19 protein-coding genes and 1 riboswitch are annotated in these 20,300 nt (G+C 72.6%); of the genes, 11 read left to right on the plus strand and 8 right to left on the minus strand.

All coding sequences use genetic code 11. The features are described from left to right. Positions 1–9 precede the first annotated feature (9 nt). Positions 10–121, plus strand: a riboswitch (TPP riboswitch). From thiO to ACZ6EG_RS01680, 5 genes are all read left to right on the plus strand, one after another. Beyond that, the gene (thiO, locus tag ACZ6EG_RS01660) at positions 119–1,306 is read left to right on the plus strand and encodes a glycine oxidase ThiO (RefSeq protein WP_391967672.1); all 1,188 of its coding nucleotides are present in this window, start codon (positions 119–121) and stop codon (positions 1,304–1,306) included. (Overlaps the previous riboswitch by 3 nt.) Further along, on the plus strand, positions 1,303–1,503 hold the full coding sequence (gene thiS / locus ACZ6EG_RS01665) for a sulfur carrier protein ThiS (RefSeq protein WP_279563245.1): 201 nt from the start codon (positions 1,303–1,305) through the stop codon (positions 1,501–1,503). The genes thiO and thiS overlap by 4 nt, the downstream gene beginning before the upstream one ends. 2 nt (positions 1,504–1,505) lie before the next feature. Then, a complete protein-coding gene (locus ACZ6EG_RS01670; protein WP_356610579.1) occupies positions 1,506–2,300 on the plus strand; it encodes a thiazole synthase in 795 nt (264 codons plus the stop codon). A gap of 216 nt (positions 2,301–2,516) precedes the next feature. Further along, positions 2,517–4,472: a Stk1 family PASTA domain-containing Ser/Thr kinase gene (gene pknB, locus ACZ6EG_RS01675; protein ID WP_391967673.1), complete on the plus strand. Its 1,956-nt coding sequence runs from the start codon at positions 2,517–2,519 to the stop codon at positions 4,470–4,472. 57 nt (positions 4,473–4,529) lie between these two features. Continuing rightward, entirely contained in the window at positions 4,530–5,450 is a 921-nt protein-coding gene (locus tag ACZ6EG_RS01680; RefSeq protein WP_469600681.1) for a deoxyribonuclease IV, read from the plus strand. A 24-nt stretch (positions 5,451–5,474) separates the two neighbouring features. On the opposite strand, the gene ACZ6EG_RS01685 is transcribed toward ACZ6EG_RS01680, so the two are convergent. Next, on the minus strand, positions 5,475–6,122 hold the full coding sequence (locus tag ACZ6EG_RS01685) for a sulfite oxidase-like oxidoreductase (protein WP_391967675.1): 648 nt from the start codon (positions 6,120–6,122) through the stop codon (positions 5,475–5,477). Positions 6,123–6,304: 182 nt separating this feature from the next. On the opposite strand from ACZ6EG_RS01685, the gene bfr reads away from it, so the two are divergent. Next, positions 6,305–6,808: a bacterioferritin gene (gene bfr / locus ACZ6EG_RS01690; RefSeq protein WP_356610583.1), complete on the plus strand. Its 504-nt coding sequence runs from the start codon at positions 6,305–6,307 to the stop codon at positions 6,806–6,808. Positions 6,809–6,833: 25 nt separating this feature from the next. Here the strand turns inward: bfr and ACZ6EG_RS01695 are convergent, their stop codons facing one another. Together ACZ6EG_RS01695 and ACZ6EG_RS01700 are read right to left on the minus strand one after the other, a co-directional pair. Continuing rightward, a complete protein-coding gene (locus ACZ6EG_RS01695; protein WP_053129480.1) occupies positions 6,834–7,067 on the minus strand; it encodes a (2Fe-2S)-binding protein in 234 nt (77 codons plus the stop codon). A 166-nt stretch (positions 7,068–7,233) separates the two neighbouring features. After that, positions 7,234–8,586: a class II 3-deoxy-7-phosphoheptulonate synthase gene (locus ACZ6EG_RS01700; RefSeq protein ID WP_391967676.1), complete on the minus strand. Its 1,353-nt coding sequence runs from the start codon at positions 8,584–8,586 to the stop codon at positions 7,234–7,236. 163 nt (positions 8,587–8,749) lie between these two features. Between ACZ6EG_RS01700 and ACZ6EG_RS01705 the strand changes: the two genes are divergently transcribed. The 3 genes from ACZ6EG_RS01705 to ACZ6EG_RS01715 all read left to right on the plus strand — a co-directional run bounded on the left by ACZ6EG_RS01705 (position 8,750) and on the right by ACZ6EG_RS01715 (position 13,747). Continuing rightward, positions 8,750–11,578 carry an N-acetylmuramoyl-L-alanine amidase gene (locus ACZ6EG_RS01705; protein ID WP_469600686.1) on the plus strand — a complete coding sequence of 943 codons (2,829 nt, stop codon included), beginning with the start codon at positions 8,750–8,752 and terminating at the stop codon, positions 11,576–11,578. A gap of 108 nt (positions 11,579–11,686) precedes the next feature. Next, positions 11,687–11,743 carry a trp operon leader peptide gene (locus tag ACZ6EG_RS01710; RefSeq protein WP_079033853.1) on the plus strand — a complete coding sequence of 19 codons (57 nt, stop codon included), beginning with the start codon at positions 11,687–11,689 and terminating at the stop codon, positions 11,741–11,743. Positions 11,744–11,848: 105 nt separating this feature from the next. Next, on the plus strand, positions 11,849–13,747 hold the full coding sequence (locus ACZ6EG_RS01715; protein WP_469600689.1) for an anthranilate synthase family protein: 1,899 nt from the start codon (positions 11,849–11,851) through the stop codon (positions 13,745–13,747). On the opposite strand, the gene ACZ6EG_RS01720 is transcribed toward ACZ6EG_RS01715, so the two are convergent. The 5 genes from ACZ6EG_RS01720 to ACZ6EG_RS01740 all read right to left on the minus strand — a co-directional run bounded on the left by ACZ6EG_RS01720 (position 13,699) and on the right by ACZ6EG_RS01740 (position 18,598). Then, positions 13,699–14,694, minus strand: a complete 996-nt coding sequence (locus ACZ6EG_RS01720; protein WP_391967679.1) for a 2-hydroxyacid dehydrogenase — start codon at positions 14,692–14,694, stop codon at positions 13,699–13,701. The genes ACZ6EG_RS01715 and ACZ6EG_RS01720 overlap by 49 nt on opposite strands. A gap of 83 nt (positions 14,695–14,777) precedes the next feature. Continuing rightward, entirely contained in the window at positions 14,778–15,806 is a 1,029-nt protein-coding gene (locus tag ACZ6EG_RS01725; protein WP_391967680.1) for a 6-phosphofructokinase, read from the minus strand. Between the two features lie 58 nt (positions 15,807–15,864). Beyond that, positions 15,865–16,542 carry a response regulator gene (locus ACZ6EG_RS01730; RefSeq protein WP_391967681.1) on the minus strand — a complete coding sequence of 226 codons (678 nt, stop codon included), beginning with the start codon at positions 16,540–16,542 and terminating at the stop codon, positions 15,865–15,867. Beyond that, entirely contained in the window at positions 16,535–17,776 is a 1,242-nt protein-coding gene (gene macS / locus ACZ6EG_RS01735; protein ID WP_391967682.1) for a MacS family sensor histidine kinase, read from the minus strand. The genes ACZ6EG_RS01730 and macS overlap by 8 nt, the downstream gene beginning before the upstream one ends. A gap of 36 nt (positions 17,777–17,812) precedes the next feature. Next, positions 17,813–18,598 (minus strand): lysophospholipid acyltransferase family protein, encoded by a 786-nt coding sequence (locus ACZ6EG_RS01740; protein WP_391967683.1) that lies wholly within the window; start codon positions 18,596–18,598, stop codon positions 17,813–17,815. 236 nt (positions 18,599–18,834) lie between these two features. On the opposite strand from ACZ6EG_RS01740, the gene ACZ6EG_RS01745 reads away from it, so the two are divergent. After that, positions 18,835–19,638: an alpha/beta hydrolase gene (locus ACZ6EG_RS01745; RefSeq protein ID WP_356610590.1), complete on the plus strand. Its 804-nt coding sequence runs from the start codon at positions 18,835–18,837 to the stop codon at positions 19,636–19,638. Further along, the gene (locus tag ACZ6EG_RS01750; protein ID WP_469600693.1) at positions 19,631–20,296 is read left to right on the plus strand and encodes a hypothetical protein; all 666 of its coding nucleotides are present in this window, start codon (positions 19,631–19,633) and stop codon (positions 20,294–20,296) included. Before ACZ6EG_RS01745 ends, ACZ6EG_RS01750 begins: the two co-directional genes overlap by 8 nt. Positions 20,297–20,300 lie beyond the last annotated feature (4 nt).

Genomic DNA, 20,300 nt, shown 5'->3' on the forward strand with positions numbered 1-20,300 from the left:
TGGCCAACGTAAGGCACTCGCGGGAGCCCGGACGCACCGGGCTGAGAGGGAGGCTGGCGGCCTCCGACCGTACGAACCTGATCCGGGTCATGCCGGCGAAGGGAGGGGCTGGACGCCCATGTCGTCTCCGTCACACACGTCGTCCCGTGCATCCGACGTCCTGGTCGTCGGCGGGGGGATCATCGGCCTGGTCACGGCCTGGCGGGCCGCGCAGCGCGGGCTGGCCACGGCCCTCGTCGACCCGGAGCCGGGCGGCGGGGCCGCCCACGTGGCGGCCGGGATGCTGGCCGCCGTCACGGAACTTCACTACGGCGAGCAGACGCTGCTCGCCCTGAACCTCGCCTCGGCCCGCCGCTACCCCGACTTCGCCGCCGAGCTGGCCGACCTCACGGGCCACGACCTCGGCTACCGCCGCTGCGGCACCCTCGCCGTCGCGCTGGACGCCGACGACCGCGCCCACCTGCGGGAACTGCACGCGCTCCAGCAGCGCTCGGGGCTGGAGGCCGAGTGGCTGTCGGGGCGCGAGTGCCGCCGCCTGGAACCGATGCTGGCGCCGGGCGTGCGCGGCGGGCTCCGGGTGGACGGCGACCACCAGATCGACCCCCGGCGGCTGGCCGCCGCGCTCCTGGCCGCCTGCGAGGGCGCGGGCGTGGTGTTCCACCGGGTGTGGGCCGAGCGGCTCGCGGTCGGGCGCGGGGAGCGGGCCACGGGGGTGGCCACGGCCGACGGAACGGTGCTGGAGGCCGGGCAGGTGGTGCTGGCCGGGGGCAGCCTGAGCGGACGGCTCGCCGGGGTCCCGGACGACGTGCTGCCGCCGGTGCGGCCCGTGAAGGGGCAGGTGCTGCGGCTGGCGATGCCGGCGGCGCACGGGCCCCTGCTGAACCGGACGGTCCGCGCCGTGGTGCGCGGCAACCCGCTCTACCTGGTGCCCCGGGAGAGCGGCGAGCTGGTCGTCGGCGCCACCAGCGAGGAGATGGGCTGGGACACGACGGTGACCGCGGGAGGTGTCTACGAGCTGCTGCGCGACGCCCACGAGCTGGTCCCCGGCATCACCGAGCTGCCCCTGACGGAGACCCGCGCGGGCCTGCGCCCGGGCTCCCCGGACAACGCCCCGCTGCTGGGTCCGACCGGCCTGGAGGGGCTGCTGCTGGCCACCGGGCACTACCGCAACGGCGTATTGCTCACCCCGGTGACCGGCGACGCCATGGCGCACGTCCTGACCACCGGGGAGCTGCCGCCCGAGGCCCGACCCTTCACCCCGCGGCGTTTCAGCGCCGCCCCCGCACTCTCGGAGCAGCCCGCATGAACATCTCCGTCAACGGCGAGCCGCGCGAGGTGGCTCCCGGCACGGCCCTGGACGCCCTGGTGGGCACGCTCACCGCGGCGCCGTCCGGAGTCGCCGCCGCCCTGAACGAGACCGTCGTCCCGCGCGCGCGGTGGTCCGCCACCGCCCTGGCCGACGGCGACCGCGTCGAGGTCCTCACCGCTGTCCAAGGAGGCTGACCATGGCCGACGATCCCTTCGTCCTCGGCGGTACGTCGTACGCGTCCCGTCTGATCATGGGTACGGGCGGGGCGCCCAGCCTCGATGTGCTGGAGCGCGCTCTCCTGGCCTCCGGCACGGAGCTGACGACCGTCGCGATGCGGCGGGTGGACGCCTCGGTGCACGGGTCCGTGCTGTCCGTGCTGGAGCGGCTCGGCATCCGCGTGCTGCCGAACACGGCCGGCTGCTTCACCGCCGGGGAGGCCGTCCTCACCGCCCGGCTCGCGCGCGAGGCGCTCGGCACGGACCTGGTCAAGCTGGAGGTCATCGCCGACGAGCGCACCCTGCTGCCTGACCCGATCGAGCTGCTGGACGCGGCGGAGACGCTGGTCGACGACGGGTTCACGGTGCTGCCGTACACGAACGACGACCCGGTCCTCGCGCGGAAGCTGGAGGACGTCGGCTGTGCGGCGATCATGCCGCTGGGCTCGCCGATCGGGTCCGGGCTCGGTATCCGCAACCCGCACAACTTCGAGCTGATCGTGGAGCACGCGCGCGTGCCGGTGATCCTGGACGCGGGGGCCGGTACGGCGTCCGACGTGGCGCTCGCGATGGAGCTGGGGTGCGCGGGGGTGATGCTCGCGTCGGCGGTCACGCGGGCGCAGGAGCCGGTGCTGATGGCCGGCGCCATGCGGGCCGCGGTCGAGGCGGGGCGGCTGGCCCGGCGGGCGGGACGGATCCCCCGGCGGCGTTTCGCCGAGGCGTCCTCCCCCACGGAGGGCATGGCGGCGCTGGACCCGGAGCGGCCCGCTTTCTGAGCACCGGCGCCGGGCGCCCCGAGGGGCCCACGGTGCTCGCGGCATGCCGTCGCCCGCCCTCCGCATCGCCCCGGCGTCGCCTCCGGGGGCGTCAGGGCCCCGGGGAGGCACGCGGGTCCGCCGCTCCGGTGGAGTACGTCACAGGTGCGCTGCAGTACCGCCCCCGATCGCCGACGGCGACACGGGGTGTCCGTGGTGGCTCGTACACTCACCTGCGTGGACACGACCCTTCAGGACCCCCTCGTCGGGCAGCTGCTCGACGGCCGGTACCGCGTCGAGGCGCGGATCGCGGTCGGCGGGATGGCCACGGTCTACCGGGCCGTGGACACCCGCCTGGACCGCGTGCTCGCGCTGAAGGTGATGCACCCGACCCTCGCGACCGACGCCACCTTCGTGGAGCGCTTCATCCGCGAGGCGAAGTCGGTCGCCCGGCTCGACCACCCCAACGTGGTGCAGGTCTTCGACCAGGGTGCCGAGGGGGCGTACGTCTACCTGGCGATGGAGTACATCGCCGGCTGCACCCTGCGCGACGTGCTGCGCGAGCGCGGGGCGCTCCGGCCGCGGGCCGCGCTGGACATCCTGGAGCCGGTGCTGGCCGCGCTCGGCGCCGCGCACCGGGCCGGGTTCGTGCACCGCGACATGAAGCCGGAGAACGTGCTGATAGGGGACGACGGCCGGGTCAAGGTCGCCGACTTCGGGCTGGTCCGGGCCGTGGACACGGTGACGCACACCACCGGGTCCGTCCTCGGCACCGTGTCCTACCTCGCGCCGGAGCAGATCGAGCACGGCACCGCCGACCCGAGGGTCGACGTGTACGCCTGCGGTGTCGTCCTGTACGAGATGCTGACCGGCGGCAAGCCCCACGAGGGCGACTCCCCGGCCCAGATCCTCTACAAGCACCTCCACGAGGACGTCCCGCCGCCGTCGGCCGCCGTCCCGGAGATGGCGTACGAGCTGGACGAGCTGGTCGCGACGGCCACCGCCCGCAACCCCGAGATCCGTCCGCACGACGCCGTGACGCTGCTCGCGCAGGCGCGCCTCGCGCGCGCGGCGCTGAGCGCGGAGCAGCTGGACGCGGTGCCGCCGCAGGCGATCGGCGGCGAGCACGACAACGCCGAGGACCGCACGAGCGTGATCCCGCGCGCGCTGACCTCCCCGATGCGCCCGCTGCCCGTCGACGAGGACGGGGGCGGCGACCGGGCCCACGGGTTCCCCGCGGACGGCGTCGACCGCACCAGCCGGCTGTCCGCTCCCCCACCGCCGCCGCCCAGGCGCCGGCGCCCGGAGCTGCGGCGCGGCCCGCTCGCGATCGTCGTCGCCGTCCTGCTGGTCCTCGGGGTCGGCACGGGCGTCTGGTACATCAACTCCGGCCAGTTCACCAAGGTGCCGGCGCTGCTGTCCAAGAGCGAGGCCGAGGCCCGGGACCGGCTGGAGGACTCCGGCCTGGACGTCGGCAAGGTCCGGCACGCCTACAGCGACACGGTGGAGCGCGGGAAGGTCATCAGCACGGACCCCGGCGCGGGCGCCCGCATCCGCAAGAACGACTCGGTGTCGTTCACGATCTCCGACGGCCCCGACACCGTGAAGCTGCCGGACGTCGCGGGCTACCGGCTGGACCGCGCGCGGACCCTGCTGAAGGACGAGGGGCTGGAGCCGGGCATGGTGACCCGGGAGTTCAGCGAGGACACCCCCAAGGGCTTCGTGGTCTCCACCGAGCCCGCCACCGGCACCACCGTGCGGGCCGGCTCGGCGGTCGCCCTGGTCGTCAGCAAGGGCAGCCCCATCGACCTCCCGGACGTCACCGGTGACGACCTGGCCGACGCGAAGGCGGAGCTGACCGAGGCCGGCCTGAAGGTGAAGGTCGCCTCCGCGCAGGTGCACTCCGAGTACGACCGGGGCCAGGTCGCCCGGCAGACGCCGGATCCGGGCAGCCGGGCGGCCGAGGGCGACACGGTGACGCTCACGGTGTCCAAGGGACCCGAGATGATCGAGGTGCCGGACGTGGTCGGGGACAGCGTGGACGACGCCAAGCGGAAGCTCGGGGACGCCGGCTTCGAGGTGGACGAGGACCGGGGTCTGCTCGGGCTGTTCGGCGACACCGTGAAGGACCAGTCCGTGGACGGCGGGGACACGGCCCCCAAGGGCTCCACCATCAAGATCACCATCAGGTGACCGCCCGCGGGCTCCTCGCGTGCCGGGGCGGGGCCGGACGCGTGACACCCTGAACGGGTGAACAGTCAACGGTCCGCCCTCTCCCCCGCCACGGCCCCGCTTCCCCGCACCACGGCCCCGCTCCCCCGCAACCCCGTCGGCGGTCACGTCCCCGTGGCCGGGGGGCTGCACTCCGTGGGCCTGTCCTACGCCCGAGAGCTGAAGGCCGAGGCCGTGCAGGTCTTCGTCGCCAATCCGCGCGGCTGGGCCACGCCGGCGGGCAACCCGAAGCAGGACGAGGCGTTCCGGGAGACCTGCGCGGCGGAGTCGATCCCCGCGTACGTGCACGCGCCGTACCTGATCAACTTCGGTTCGCACACCGAGGCGACGGTGGAGCGGTCCGTGGACTCGCTGCGCCACTCGCTGCGGCGCGGGCGGGCGATCGGCGCGCTCGGCGTGGTCGTGCACACCGGCAGCGCCACCGGCGGCCGGGACCGGTCGGTGGCGCTGAAGCAGGTGCGGGAGTACCTGCTGCCGCTGCTCGACGAGCTGACCCACGACGACGACCCGTACCTGCTGCTGGAGTCGACCGCCGGCCAGGGCGCCTCCCTGTGCTCACGGACCTGGGACTTCGGGCCCTACTTCGAGGCGCTGGACGCCCACCCGAGGCTCGGCGTGTGCCTGGACACCTGTCACGTCTTCGCGGCCGGGCACGACCTGACCGGCCCGGCGGGCATGCACCAGACCCTGGACCTGCTGGTGGACACGGTCGGCGAGGGCCGGCTGAGGCTGGTCCACGCCAACGACTCCAAGGACGTGGCCGGCGCCCACAAGGACCGGCACGAGAACATCGGCGCCGGCCACATCGGCGAGGACCCGTTCCGGGCGCTGATGACCCACCCCGCGACCGAGGGGGTGCCGCTGGTGATCGAGACGCCGGGCGGCAAGGAGGGCCACGCGGCGGACGTGGAGCGGCTGAAGAAGCTGCGCGACGGCTGACGGCCGCCGGGAACGGCGCAGCGGTCAGAGGTCGGGGCCGTCCCCGGGTTCCTCCTGGTAGGAGTAGCGCTGCTCCCGCCACGGGTCGCCGATGTTGTGGTAGCCCCGCTCCTCCCAGAAACCGCGGCGGTCGGCGGTCATGTACTCGATGCCCCGGACCCACTTCGGGCCCTTCCAGGCGTACAGGTGCGGGACGACCAGCCGCAGCGGGAAGCCGTGCTCGGCGGTGAGCAGCTCGCCGTCCTTGTGGGTGGCGAAGAGGGTGCCCCCGGCGGCGAAGTCGGACAGCCGGAGGTTGGAGCTGAACCCGTACTCCGCCCACACCATCACGTGGGTGACGGCGGGCGCGGGCGGGGCGAGGTCCAGGATGGTGGCGGCCGGGACACCGCCCCACTCGGCCCCGAGCATGCTGAACTTCGTGACGCAGTGCAGGTCGGCGACGACCGTGGTGTACGGCAGGGCGGTGAACTCCTCGTGGGTCCAGCCGCGCTTGTCGCCGTCGGCGGTGGCGCCGAAGACCCGGAACTCCCAGCGTTCGGGGCGGAACTTGGGCACCGGCCCGTAGTGGGTGACCGGCCAGCCGCGCTGGAGCCGCTGTCCCGGCGGGAGCTCGAACCGCTGCGCTCCTTGCGAACCGCCTTCTCCCGATTCGTTTCCCACCGGCTGACCCATGCCTCCATCCTGACAGACCCGGACCGATGCCCCTGACCCACTCCTCTTACATTCGGGCAAAGTAACGCGATATGGACTAAGCCTGTACTTACTTACTAAGTCGAGACTTACTGGACGATCTTCCCGGGCGGTGCCATCATGCGGCGCAACAGGCCAGTTCCCGTTCGAAGGAGCGTCAAGCGATGCAGGGCGACCCCGAGGTCATCGAGTTCCTCAATGAGCAGCTGACCGCCGAGCTCACGGCGATCAACCAGTACTTCCTGCACGCGAAGCTGCAGGACCACAAGGGCTGGACCAAGCTCGCGAAGTACACGCGCGCGGAGTCCTTCGACGAGATGCGCCACGCCGAGGTGCTCACCGACCGCATCCTGCTCCTGGACGGCCTGCCGAACTACCAGCGACTGTTCCACGTGCGGGTCGGCCAGACGGTCACCGAGATGTTCCAGGCCGACCGGGAGATCGAGATCGAGGCCATCGACCGGCTGCGCCGGGGCGTCGAGGTGATGCGGGCCAAGAACGACATCACGTCGGCCAACGTCTTCGAGGCCATCCTCGCCGACGAGGAGCACCACATCGACTACCTGGAGACCCAGCTGGACCTGATCGAGAAGCTGGGCGAGTCGCTCTACCTGTCGACGGTCATCGAGCAGACGCAGCCGGACCCGTCGGGACCGGGCTCGCTCTGAGGGCCGAGGGCTCCCGGGGCGCGTCCTAGGCGGCTTCGGGAAGCTCCGCGAGGACCGGTCCGCCCTGGTCGGCCAGCTCCCGGCGCGGGCAGGCGCCACGGCCGAGGAGTGCCTGGATGCGGCGCACGCAGCCGCCGCAGTCGGTGCCCGCCTTGCAGGCGGAGGCGATCTGCCGGGGCGTGCAGGCACCGGCCTCCGCGTGGCCCTTCACCTGTTCCTCGGTGACTCCGAAGCAGCTGCAGACGAACACGCGGTTCACCTCCCGAGCGGGTACAAGGTCGTGCCGTACCGCCGAAGACCGGAAGGCCCGCTGATCGGTGAGGCAAACCTAACCTTACCCATCACGCGAGATCGACAAAAGTGGAGGGGGCGCGGATCGTGTGTGACCCGCGCCCCATTCACCCGCCCCTGCGAGGGGCGGACCGTCACTGGTCCCGGTACATCTCCGCCACCAGGAACGCCAGGTCGAGCGACTGGCTGCGGTTCAGGCGCGGGTCGCAGGCGGTCTCGTAGCGCTGGTGCAGGTCGTCGACGAAGATCTCGTCGCCGCCGCCCACGCACTCGGTGACGTCGTCGCCGGTCAGCTCCACGTGGATGCCGCCCGGGTGGGTGCCCAGGCTCTTGTGCACCTCGAAGAAGCCCTTGACCTCGTCGAGCACGTCGTCGAAGCGGCGGGTCTTGTGACCCGAGGCCGCCTCGTAGGTGTTGCCGTGCATCGGGTCGGTGATCCAGGCGACGGTCGCGCCGGAGGCGGTGACCTTCTCGACCAGCTCGGGGAGCTTGTCGCGGATCTTGTCCGCGCCCATGCGGACGATGAAGGTCAGCCGGCCCGGCTCGCGCTCGGGGTCGAGGCGCTCGATGTACTGCAACGCCTCCTCGGCCGTGGTGGAGGGGCCGAGCTTGATGCCGATCGGGTTGCGGATGCGCGAGGCGAACTCGATGTGCGCGTGGTCCAGCTGCCGGGTGCGCTCGCCGATCCACACCATGTGCGCGGAGACGTCGTACAGCTGCCCGGTGCGCGAGTCGATCCGCGTCAGCGCCGACTCGTAGTCGAGCAGCAGCGCCTCGTGCGAGGAGAAGAACTCGACGGTCTTGAACTCCTCCGGGTCGGTGCCGCAGGCCCGCATGAAGTTCAGCGCGTTGTCGATCTCCCGGGCGAGCTGCTCGTAGCGCTGGCCGGAGGGGGAGGACTTCACGAAGTCCTGGTTCCAGGCGTGCACCTGGCGCAGGTCGGCGTAACCACCGGTGGTGAAGGCGCGCACCAGGTTCAGCGTGGACGCCGACGCGTGGTACATGCGCTTGAGCCGCTCGGGATCCGGGATCCGGGCCGCCTCGGTGAAGTCGAAGCCGTTGACGGAGTCGCCGCGGTAGGTCGGCAGCGTCACGCCGTCGCGGGTCTCGGTCGGCTTGGAGCGCGGCTTCGAGTACTGGCCGGCGATCCGGCCGACCTTCACCACGGGCACGGACGCGGCGTACGTGAGGACGGCGCCCATCTGGAGCAGCGTCTTCAGCTTGTTGCGGATGTGGTCCGCGGACACCGCGTCGAAGGCCTCTGCGCAGTCGCCGCCCTGGAGGAGGAACGCCTCTCCCTTGGCGACGGCCGCCATCCGGGCGCGCAGCTGGTCGCACTCGCCCGCGAAGACGAGCGGCGGATACGACTCGAGGTCCGCGATCACTGCGCGCAGAGCCTCGGTGTCGGGGTACTCGGGCTGCTGCGCCGCGGGCAGGTCTCGCCAGGTGTTGCCAGCGCTCGGGCTGGTCTTAGCGTTCACGGTCACCCCTCAACCCTACGGGGTCCCGCCAAGGGGTTTTCGCACGGCTCGACAGGTGAGACGCCTCCCCCGCGCGGACCGCGGGACAGGAGTTGGTAACCTCACGCGCCTTCGACGTTTGAATCATGTACATCTCACATACAGACCGAGCGCATACCAAGGGTGGGACTTGAGCGCGGACCATCGCAGAGACCGTAAGAAGAAGAGACTGCTCGTCTACGGTGTCGCCTCGCTCGTGGCCGCCGCCACCACGGCCGGCACCCTGGCCCTGGCCGCGCCGGGCCTCCTCGGCTCGGACGGCACCGGCGCCGCCGCTGACCTCCCGCTCCAGGCCCGGTTCGCCCAGGCCGCCGAGGAGTTCGACGTCCCGCAGAGCGTGCTGATGGCCGTCTCGTACCGGCAGACGCGCTGGGAGGACCACGACGGGCTGCCGAGCACCACCGGCGCCTACAACGTCATGGGGCTCACCGACGTCGACCCGGAGAGCCTCGAGGAGGGCGCCGCCGACGAGCGCGAGCACCAGCTCGAGCACATGAACCGCAGCGGCGACCCGGCCGTCGAGAAGAACTTCGACGCCGAGGAGGCGCTGGCGAGCCTCGACGAGAAGGCCGTCGACACCAGCGACCCGCGGCTGCACACCCTGGACGAGGCGGCCGGGCTCATCGACGCCTCGCCCGAGCAGGTGCGCAGCGACCCCGGGGAGAGCATCCGGGCGGGCGCCGCACTGCTCGCCGAGTACCAGCAGGACGCCACCGGCGCGCTGCCCGAGGACCCCGGCGCCTGGTATCCGGCCGTGGCCCGCGCCAGCCAGGCCACGGACCACAAGGGCGCGGAACTCTTCGCGCGACGCGTGTTCGAGTCGATCAGAACGGGTGAGCGGCGCGTCACCGCGGACGGTCAGTCCCTCACGCTGCCGGCCGACCCGGCGGTCGAGCCGGACCGGGGAACCGACTTCGACCTCGCGGGGGCCCAGGCCGCCGGCGCCGCCGCGACCCCCGACTGCCCGACCGGCCTGAACTGCGACTTCCGGCCCGCCGCGTACCAGCAGAACGGCGCCCTGGACGACTGGGGCAACTACGGCATCGCGAGCCGACCCGAGGCCGGTCACGAGATCAACTCGATCCTGCTGCACGACACCGAGGGCAGCTACACGAGCGCGCTCGGGGTCTTCCAGAACCCGAAGACGTACGCCAGCGCCCACTACCTGATCCGCGCCTCCGACGGCCTGGTCACCCAGATGGTCGAGAACAAGAACGAGGCGTGGCACGCGGGCAACAAGAGCCTCAACATGCACTCGATCGGCATCGAGCACGAGGGCTACGCGATCAGGGACGGCAGCTGGTACACCGAGCCGCAGTACGAGTCCTCGGCCGCGCTGGTGAAGCACCTGGCCGGCAGGTACGACATCCCGCTGGACCGCGAGCACATCATCGGCCACGACGAGGTGCCGGGCGTCCTGGACGCCAAGGTCAAGGCCCAGCACTGGGACCCGGGCCCGTTCTGGGACTGGAACCACTACATGGACCTGCTGGGCGCCCCGACCGGCGCCGAGGGCCCCGGCGGCCCCTACAAGGCCGGACAGGTGGTCCGGGCCGTGCCGCCGTTCACCACGGCGAACCAGCCGAAGCTCACCAACGGCGGGGCGGCGGTCCCCGCGCAGCCCGCGAACTTCACGTACCTGTACTCGTCGCCGAGCACCACCTCGGCCACCCTCACCGACCCGTACCTGGGCAGCCAGACCTCGACCGAGGGCTGGAACTGGGCCAACAAGGTCGTGGCCGGCGGCGCGTACGTCGTCGCCGAGGCGCGGCAGGACTGGACCGCCATCTGGTACGGCGGCAAGAAGGCGTGGTTCCAGAACAAGGGCGGCCAGTTCGCGACCGCCGTCGGGACGCCCGACGTGATCACGCCCAGGGCGGGCGCCGGCACGGTCCCGGTGTACGGGCGCGCCTACCCCGAGGACACCGCTTACGCGGACACCGGGGTGCCGGTGCAGGACGACAACACCGCGTCGCTGACCAAGTACGGCGTGCTCGCCGGACAGAAGTACATGCTGGCCGGTCCGGCGATCCGCGGCTCGTACTACAACAGCGGCACCATCGACGGCTCGGGCGAGGGCTCGCGCGCGGTGGTCGTCGGCGACACGGCGTTCTACCCGATCCGCTACAACCACCGGCTGGCCTGGGTCCGCGTCTCCGACGTCCAGGTGGGCAAGGGCACCGCGCCGGATCCCGGCACCGACCGCTACGACCTCCTCGGCCGGGACGCGTCGGGCGTGCTGTGGCAGTACCAGGGCACCGGCAGCGCGAGCACCCCGTTCTTCAGCCGCTTCCGCGTCGGCGGTGGCTGGAACGCCTACGACGCGGTGACCACGCTGACGGCGCTGCGCGCGGACGGCACCGGTGACGCGGTGGCCCGCGACAAGAGCGGAGTGCTCTGGTACTACCGGGGCAGCGGCGACCTGGCGGAGCCCTTCGGCAAGCGCACCCGGGTCGGCGGCGGCTGGTCCGCCTACGACACGATCACCGGCGCCCGGGACCTCACGGGTGACGGCAGGGCGGACATGGTCGCCCGCGACAGGAGCGGCGTCCTGTGGCTCTACCGCGGCACCGGCAACGCCACGGCCCCCTTCGAGAGCCGCGGCAGGATCGGCGGCGGCTGGTCCGCCTACGACGCGCTGACCGACACCGGCGATCTCACGGGTGACGGCAGGGCGGACATGGTCGCCCGCGACAGGAGCGGCGTCCTGTGGCTCTACCGCGGCACCGGCGACACCACGGCCCCCTTCGAGAGCCGCGGCAGGATCGGCGGCGGCTGGTCCGCCTACGACGCGCTGAACGGCCCGAGCGACCTGAACCGTGACGGCAGGCCCGACCTGGTCGCCCGCGACAAGGACGGCGTGCTCTGGTTCTACCAGGGAACCGGCAGCACCTCCGCGCCCTTCCAGGGCCGTACCAAGGTGGGCGGCGGCTGGAACGTGTACGGCACGATCATCTGACGCGACCGCCGTGGGCCCGTGTCCCGCGCATCCTCCCGCGGCGCCGCGCCCGTCCCGTATCCCGGGACGTGCCGCGGCGTGGCGGGCGGATGCGCTAGGGTCGTCGGCATGTTCGCGCACTCGATCCAGAACTGGTGGTGGACCGCTCATCCGGCGGCCCGCTGACTGCGCGTGACGTAAGACTTCGCGAAGGCCGCCCGAGGGGCGGCCTTCGGCGTTTCCGCGACCGGGGACCGTTCCTCTCTCCCAGACCGAGAAGGAAACGGACCCATGACACCGCTCGACGCCCTCCTGACCGACTCCCGCCCCTTCGCCCTGCTCCGCCGGCGCACCCCGGGCCTCGACCAGGACACCGTGGAAGTGCTGCTCGGCCCGGTGACGGAGCACGACAGACTCGCCGATCTGCCCGACGAGGGGCTGGCGCTCGTTCCCTTCCGGCAGATCCGCGAGCGCGGCTTCGACGTCCGCGACGACGGCACGCCGCTGCTGGTGCTGACTCCCGAGGAGCGGTACGGCATTCCCCTCGCCGAGGCCCTGGACCGGCTCCCGGCGCACGAGGTCCGCGTCGAGAACGGCGGCTTCGACGTCGGCGACGAGGAGTACGCGCGGATCGTGGGGAGGGTGCTGGACGAGGAGATCGGGGCGGGCGAGGGCGCCAACTTCGTGATCCGCCGGACGTACGAGGGCCGCGTCCCGGGGTTCGGGCGGGCGGACGCGCTGGCGCTGTTCCGGCGGCTGCTGGAGGGCGAGCGGGGCGCGTACTGGACGTTCGTGGTGCACACCGGGGACCGGACGCTGGTCGGGGCCAGCCCCGAGGTGCACGTGCGGATGTCCGGCGGCACGGTCGTCATGAACCCGATCAGCGGGACGTACCGCTACCCCTCCGACGGTCCCACCCCCGAGCACCTGCTGGACTTCCTCGCCGACGGCAAGGAGATCGAGGAGCTGTCGATGGTGGTCGACGAGGAGCTCAAGATGATGTGCACCGTCGGCGACATGGGCGGCGTCGTCGTCGGACCGCGGCTCAAGGAGATGGCGCACCTCGCGCACACCGAGTACGAGCTGCGCGGCCGTTCCTCGCTGGACGTGCGGGAGGTGCTGAAGGAGACCATGTTCGCGGCGACGGTCACCGGCTCGCCGGTGCAGAACGCCTGCCGGGTCATCGAGCGGTACGAGCCCCTCGGGCGGGACGGTGTGGCGCGCGGCTACTACGCGGGGGCGCTGGCCCTGCTGGGCCGGGACTCCGGCGGCGCCCAGACGCTCGACTCCCCCATCCTCATCCGCACCGCCGACATCGACGCCGCCGGACGGCTGCGGGTGCCGGTCGGCGCGACGCTGGTGCGGGGCTCGGACCCGGCGGGCGAGGTCGCGGAGACCCACGCCAAGGCGGCCGGGGTGCTGGCCGCGCTGGGCGTGGGCCCTGCCCGGCCGCGTGCGGAGGCCGAGCGGCCGAAGCTGGCCGACGACCCGCGCGTCCGGGCGGCGCTGGACGGGCGACGCGCCTCCCTCGCCCCGTTCTGGCTGCGGATGCAGGAGCCGTCGGGCGCGCTGGAGGGGCACGCCCTGGTCGTCGACGCGGAGGACACCTTCACGGCGATGCTGGCGCACGTGCTGCGCTCGTCGGGACTCGCGGTGAGCGCGCGGCGGTACGACGAGGAGGGCCTGCGCGAGGCGGTGCTCGGGCACGAGGGCCCGGTGGTGCTGGGGCCCGGCCCCGGTGATCCGTCCGACCCCGCCGAACCGAGGATGCGCTTCCTGCGCGCGCTGACCGCCGACGCGCTCCGGGAGAACCGGCACGGCGTCCTCGGCGTCTGCCTCGGGCACGAGCTGATCGCGGCGGAGCTGGGACTGGACATCGTCCGCAAGGAGGTGCCGTACCAGGGGGCGCAGACGGAGATCGACCTGTTCGGACGGCCCGAGACCGTCGGCTTCTACAACAGCTTCACCGCGCACTGCGACGACGGGACCGCCGCGGAGCTGGCCGCGCACGGCGTGGAGGTGAGCCGTGGGGCGGGCGGCGAGGTGCACGCCCTGCGCGGGCCGGGCTTCGCCGGGGTCCAGTTCCACCCGGAGTCGGTGCTGACGCTGGACGGCGCGGCGATCGTGCGGGAGCTGGTCGGTCAGCTGCGCGGCACCAGCACGTTCTCGGAGCGGCGGCCGGCCCGGTAGTCGAGCACGTTCCTCACCGTGGCGTCGACGATCTGGCCGACGGCGTCCTCGGTGTAGTACGCCTGGTGCGAGGTGACCAGCACGTTCGGGAAGGTGACGAGGCGGGCCAGGGTGTCGTCGGCGATGGCCTCCAGGGACTTGTCGAGGAAGAACAGGCCCGCCTCCGCCTCGTACACGTCCAGGCCTACGCCGGTGAAGCGGCCCGCGCGCAGCTCGGTCACCAGGGCGGCGGTGTCGACGAGGCCGCCGCGGCTGGAGTTGAGCAGGATCGCGTCGTCCCGCATCGTCTTCAGGGCGGCCGCGTCGATCAGGTGCCGGGTCTGGGGCGTCAGCGGGACGTGCAGGGTGATCAGGTCGGACTCGGCGAGCAGCTCGTCCTTGGCGACGTAGCGCATGCCGAGCGCCGTGCAGGCGGGGTTCTCGGCCACGTCCCAGCCGAGCAGCCGCATGCCGAAGCCGTGGGCGATGCGGGCGAAGGCCTCGCCGATCTTGCCGGTGCCGAGGACTCCGGCGGTGCGGCCGTGCATGTCCCGGCCCATCAGGCCGTTCAGCCGGAAGTCGAAGTCGCGGGTGCGGGTGGAGGCCCGCACGATCCTGCGGTTGACGGCCATGGCGAGGGTCCAGGCGAACTCGGCCACCGAGTACGGGGAGTAGTACGAGACCCGGGCGATGGTCATGCCGAGGCGCCCGGCGGTGTCGAGGTCGATGTTGTTGAAGCCGGTGGAGCGCTGGGCCACCATCCGGGTGCCGCCGGCCGCGAGGATCTCCAGGACGTCCGCGCCGAGGTCGGCGTTGACGGACGTGGAGACGATCTCGTGGCCGGCCGCGATGGGGGCGGTGTCCTCGTTGAGGAAGACGTCGAGGCAGCGGACGTCCTCGCGGCCGCGGAAGGCCTGCTCGATCAGGGGCTGCTCGTCGGCCTGGACACCGAAGGCGAGGATTTCCACGACCGCTCCCGTTCTGCTGGGCTCCCGGCCGAATATACGGTCCGGGCCCGCCGCCCGCCCTCCGGTCACGCCGGTCACGCCGGTCAGCCGAAGAAGACCCCGACCTCCGCGTACAGCTTCGGGTCCACGGTCTTCAGCCGTGCCGTGGCCTCGGCGATCGGGACGCGGACGATGTCCGTGCCCCGCAGGGCGACCATCTTGCCGAAGTCCCCGTCACGGACGCAGTCGACGGCGTGCAGGCCGAAGCGGGTGGCGAGCCAGCGGTCGAACGCGCTGGGAGTGCCCCCGCGCTGGACGTGGCCGAGGACGGTGGTGCGGGCCTCCTTGCCGGTGCGTTTCTCAATCTCCTTCGCCAGCCACTCGCCCACGCCGGACAGCCGGACGTGGCCGTAGGAGTCCAGCGACTGGTCCTTGAGCACCATGTCGCCGTCGCGCGGCATCGCCCCCTCGGCGACGACCACGATCGGGGCGTAGGAGGCGCGGAAGCGGGAGGTCACCCAGTCGCAGACCTGCTCGGTGTCGAAGCGCTGTTCGGGGATGAGGATGACGTTGGCGCCGCCGGCCAGGCCGGAGTGCAGCGCGATCCAGCCGGCGTGCCGGCCCATGACCTCGACCACCAGGACGCGCATGTGCGACTCGGCGGTGGTGTGCAGCCGGTCGATGGCCTCGGTGGCGATGCCGACCGCCGTGTCGAAGCCGAAGGTGTAGTCGGTGGCGGACAGGTCGTTGTCGATCGTCTTCGGGACGCCGACGCAGGGCACGCCGTACTCGTCCGCCAGGCGGGTGGCGACGCCGAGGGTGTCCTCGCCGCCGATGGTGATCAGCGCCTCGACACCGAGCTTCGCGAGGTTCTCCTTGATGCGCCGGATGCCGTGCTCGTGCTGGAGCGGATTGGTGCGCGAGGAGCCGAGGATGGTGCCGCCGCGGGGCAGGATGCCGCGGACGGCCGGGATGTCGAGGCGGACGGTGTCGCCCTCCAGGGGGCCGCGCCAGCCGTCCCGGAAGCCGGTGAAGTCGTAGCCGTACTCCTGGACGCCCTTGCGGACGATGGCCCGGACGACGGCGTTGAGCCCGGGGCAGTCGCCGCCTCCGGTCAGTACTCCGACCTTCATCGCGTAACTCCCTTGCCACGGCGGGAGGTTCAGAACCCTGCCACTGTCCCGCGCGGGGTCACGCGTCGTCCAGACCCCGTTCTATCGCGTAGCGCACGAGTTCCACCCGGTTGTGCAGCTGGAGCTTGCCGAGGGTGTTCTGCACGTGGTTCTGCACGGTGCGGTGGGAGATGACGAGGCGTTCGGCGATCTGCTTGTAGCTCAGGCCCTTGGCGACCAGGCGCAGCACCTCGGTCTCGCGGTCGGTGAGCCGGGGCGCTCCGGGTTCACCGGTCTCGGCGGCGGGGGCCGGTTCGGAGGCGAGGCGGCGGTACTCACCGAGGACCAGTCCGGCCAGTCCCGGGGTGAAGACGGGATCGCCGAGGGCCGTGCGGCGCACCGCGTCCTGCAGTTCCCCGGTCGAGGCGGACTTCAGCAGGTACCCGGTCGCGCCGGATTTCACCGCCTCCAGCACGTCGGCGTGCTCCCCGCTCGCGGAGAGCACCAGGACGCGCAGCGTCGGGTCGGCGCCGACGACCTCCTTGCAGACCTGGACACCGGGCTTCCCGGGGAGGTTGAGGTCGAGCACGAGGACGTCGGGGGCGACGGCCCGGGCCCGGCGCACCGCCTGGTCCCCGTCGCCGGCGGTGGCGACCACGTCGAAGCCGGACTCGGCCAGGTCCCGGGCGACGGCGTCCCGCCACATCGGGTGGTCGTCGACCACCATGACCCTGATCGGGTCCTGTCGTTCACTCATGGTCCGCTGCCTTCCCCCGGGCGACGGCGTCGCCGGCTTCCTTCGGTGTTCTCAGTTCGACCTCGGTGCCCTGCCCGGGCACCGAGATCAGCTCGGCCGTGCCGCCGAGATCGCGCAGCCGGCCCCGGATCGACAGGGCCACGCCGAGCCGCCCCTCTCCCTCGGCCTCGGCGAGCCGTCCTTCGGGGATGCCGGGGCCTTCGTCGCGGACGGTGACGATCACCGCGTCGGGCTCGTCCTCGACCAGGATCCAGGCGCGCGCGTCCTCACCCACGTGCTTGCGTACGTTGTCCAGGGCGGCCCCGACGGCGGCCGCCAGCTCCCGGGCCGCGGGGGGCGCGAGCAGGACCGGCGCGCCCGGCTCGGCGAGGTGCACGCGGGAGCCGGCGTACGGGGCGAGCAGGGCGCGCAGGTCGACGGGGCCGCCCGGCCCCTCCCCCTCCGGTTCCTCCACGGCCCGTACGACCGCGCCCTCGGCGGCGTCCTCCGACAGCCGGGAGACGGGGACCAGGCCGCCGGAGACCAGCGTGCGCAGCGCCACCTCCTGCTCACCGGCCATCCGGCCCAGCTCGGCCGCCTCGCCGCCGATGACGGCACCGCGCCGCTGCACCATCGCGAGGACCTGGAGCACGCTGTCGTGGATGTCCCGGGCGAGCCGCTCCCGCTCCCGGGTCGCCGCCTCGATCTCCAGGGCGCGGGCGAGGGTCCGCTCGGAGGCGCGGGCGACCTCGACGACGTAGCCGATGGCGATGGAGGCGACCCAGACGAGGATGACGTTGTGGACGGTGTCGCGGGCCGGGCTGCCCCGCTCGACCAGGTTGGCGACGGCCACGAGAGAGGAGGCGACGGCGGCCCAGCGCCAGCCGCCCTTGATGGCGAAGGCGAGGACGGAACCGGCGGTCCATATCGAGGGCAGCGTCGGGCCGCCGTCCATGACCCGCTCGGGCGCGTCGGCGAGCGGGGTGAGGAGGATGCCGGTGAGGGCGACGGTGAGGTCGGCGGCGAGGAACCGCCTGGTGCAGCTCGCCTCGCCCGAGACCTTGGGGAGGGTGGCCAGGGTCCAGACGAAGAGGACGGCGTAGTAGGCGACCGCGAGCCAGGGGCGGACGAAGCCCGAGTAGGCGGTGGCGAAGAAGCCGATCGCGTACAGCATGGTGAGCACGCGGTAGCCGGCCAGCGCACGCCACAGCGGCTGCTCGACCGACATCCTCATGACTCTCTCGCGCCTGGCCATGTCCCCCGTCCCCGGCCCTACGTCCTGGTGTCCGGCCTACCGGTCGTCGGACCGGTCCTGCTCGGCCGCGGCCTTCTCCTTGGCCGTCTGTTCCTTCTCGGCCTGGGCGAGCGCGGCCTTCGCCGCCTTGCCGGCCTCCTTCTCGGCCTTCGCCGCGTCCGCGAGCTGCCGCTTCATGGCGGTCGCGTACATGTCGACGTACTCCTGGCCGGAAAGCTTCATGATCTCGTACATGACCTCGTCGGTCACCGCGCGCAGGACGAAGCGGTCGTGCTCCATGCCCTGGTAGCGCGTGAAGTCCAGGGGCCTGCCGACCCGGATGCCGGGCCGCATCAGCTTCGGCATCACCTTGCCGGGCGGCTGGATCTTCTCGGTGTCGATCATGGCGACCGGGATCACGGGCGCGCCGGTGGCGAGGGCCACGCGCGCGAGGCCGCCCGGCTTGCCGCGGTAGAGCCGGCCGTCCGGGGAGCGCGTGCCCTCGGGGTAGATGCCGAACAGCTCGCCGCGTTCCAGCACCTCTATGCCGCTCTTGATCGCGGCCTCGCCCGCGCCGCGCACGCCGGAGCGGTCGACGGGCAGCTGGCCGACCCCCTTGAAGAAGGCGGCGGTCAGCCGGCCCTTCACCCCGGGCGTGTTGAAGTACTCGGCCTTGGCGATGAAGGTGACCTTGCGGTCGAGCACGGCGGGCAGGAAGAACGAGTCGGAGAACGACAGGTGGTTGCTCGCCAGAATGGCGGGGCCGTCGGCCGGGATGTGCTCCAGGCCTTCCACCCAGGGCCGGAAGGCGAGCTTCAGCGAACCCCCGACGGTGACCTTCATCGCGCCGTACAACAACCGAGTGCCTCCTGTGTCTGTGGGTCAGACCTTAACCCGGGGCACCGTCAATGGCCCCGACGGCCCTGGTCGGTGTCAGTGCGGTCGCGTACGGTGAAGTACCCACGAGTACCGCACCCGCAAGGACCGCCTCGGCGTGCATCGCACCCGTGTGCGTCCCACCCGTGTGTCCCGCCCGACGTGCCGGCTGTGCCGGCCCCCTGACGACAGGAGACCGAGTCGTGCCGGTCCTGCCCGGAGCCGAGCCGTTCCGCCACGAGGGCGGGGAGGTCGGCGTCCTCCTCTGCCACGGCTTCACCGGTTCCCCGCAGTCGCTGCGCCCCTGGGCCAGGTACCTCGCGGCGCGGGACCTGACCGTCGCTCTGCCCCTGCTGCCCGGGCACGGCACCCGCTGGCAGGACCTCCAGGTCACGGGCTGGCAGGACTGGTACGCGGAGGTGGACCGCGAGCTGCGCGCCCTGCGGGAGCGCTGCGCGCGGGTCTTCGTGGCGGGCCTGTCCATGGGCGGCGCGCTGGCGCTGCGGCTCGCCGCCAAGCACGGGGACGCGCTGTCGGGCGTCGTCGTCGTCAACCCGGCGAACCGGATGCACGGCGTGGCCCAGCACGCCCTTCCGGTCCTGCGCCATCTGCTGCCCGCGACGAAGGGCATCGCCAGCGACATCGCCAAGCCGCTCGGCACAGAGCTCGGGTACGACCGGGTGCCGCTGCACGCGGCGCACTCGCTGCGGACCTTCTTCCGTCTCGCCGACGGCGATCTGCCGCAGGTGACCCAGCCGCTGCTGCTGCTGCGCAGCCCGCGGGACCATGTGGTGCCGCCGGCCGACTCGGCCCGCATCCTCGGCCGGGTGTCGTCGACGGACGTGACGGAGGTCCTGCTGGAACAGAGCTACCACGTGGCGACGTTGGACCACGACGCGGACCGGATCTTCGCGGAGAGCGTCGCTTTCATCGGCCGGCTCGCGCCCGGTTCCGTCAGGGAGCCGGAGCCCGGTCTCGGCAAGGAAGGGACGGCCGCAGGTGGCTGAGCACGACTCCGACCGCGAGGACCGCGAGGAGCGGGACGTGGAGCGGGAGCACCGTGAGGACCCGGAGCGCGCGCAGGAGCGCGTCCCCGGGGGGCAGGGCGTGCCCGTCGACGAGGCCGCCGCCTGGGCCGCGATCGTCGCCGGGTACGGGGACGAGCCGCCGGACCCGCCGGGCGCGAAGCCCTTCAAGTCGGTGGAGGACCTGGCGCTGCTGGAGCCGGAGACCAACGACGACGAGCCGGAGCGGGAGGTTCCCGCGTCGGACCGGCCCGCGTCGGACCGGCCGGCCTCGGACCGCCCGGCTGGGGACCGGCCGCTCGGGGGCTCCGTGGCGTTCGCGCCCGGGGTCGGCGGCCCGCGCGACCACAGCCTGGCCGAGCCCTCGGACGACGATCTCGGCGAGGACGACGAGGGTCACTTCGTGCCGCCCGAGCCGCCGCCGTTGCCGGAGGGCGACACCACCGCGAAGTTCGCGTGGCTGGGCGTGCTCGGGGGGCCGGTGCTGCTTCTGCTGGCGGTGGTGCTCGGCTGGGACATGACGTGGTGGCTGGCGACCCTGAGCGTCGGCGGCTTCCTCGGCGGCTTCGCCACCCTCGTCATGCGGATGCGCACGGGCGACGAGGACGACGAGGACCCGGGGCGGGGCGCGGTGGTCTAGGGCA

The organism is Streptomyces sp. NPDC041968, from assembly GCF_055589025.1.

Excerpts from the sequence above, each read along its gene's own strand:
- thiO (WP_391967672.1), top strand. The coding sequence starts at position 119 with ATGTCGTCTCCGTCACACACGTCGTCCCGTGCATCCGACGTCCTGGTC.
- macS (WP_391967682.1), bottom strand. The coding sequence starts at position 17,776 with ATGGCCAGGCGCGAGAGAGTCATGAGGATGTCGGTCGAGCAGCCGCTG.
- ACZ6EG_RS01685 (WP_391967675.1), bottom strand. The coding sequence starts at position 6,122 with ATGGGTCAGCCGGTGGGAAACGAATCGGGAGAAGGCGGTTCGCAAGGA.
- ACZ6EG_RS01730 (WP_391967681.1), bottom strand. The coding sequence starts at position 16,542 with ATGAGTGAACGACAGGACCCGATCAGGGTCATGGTGGTCGACGACCAC.
- bfr (WP_356610583.1), top strand. The coding sequence starts at position 6,305 with ATGCAGGGCGACCCCGAGGTCATCGAGTTCCTCAATGAGCAGCTGACC.
- ACZ6EG_RS01725 (WP_391967680.1), bottom strand. The coding sequence starts at position 15,806 with ATGAAGGTCGGAGTACTGACCGGAGGCGGCGACTGCCCCGGGCTCAAC.
- thiS (WP_279563245.1), top strand. The coding sequence starts at position 1,303 with ATGAACATCTCCGTCAACGGCGAGCCGCGCGAGGTGGCTCCCGGCACG.
- ACZ6EG_RS01715 (WP_469600689.1), top strand. The coding sequence starts at position 11,849 with ATGACACCGCTCGACGCCCTCCTGACCGACTCCCGCCCCTTCGCCCTG.
- ACZ6EG_RS01740 (WP_391967683.1), bottom strand. The coding sequence starts at position 18,598 with ATGAAGGTCACCGTCGGGGGTTCGCTGAAGCTCGCCTTCCGGCCCTGG.
- ACZ6EG_RS01670 (WP_356610579.1), top strand. The coding sequence starts at position 1,506 with ATGGCCGACGATCCCTTCGTCCTCGGCGGTACGTCGTACGCGTCCCGT.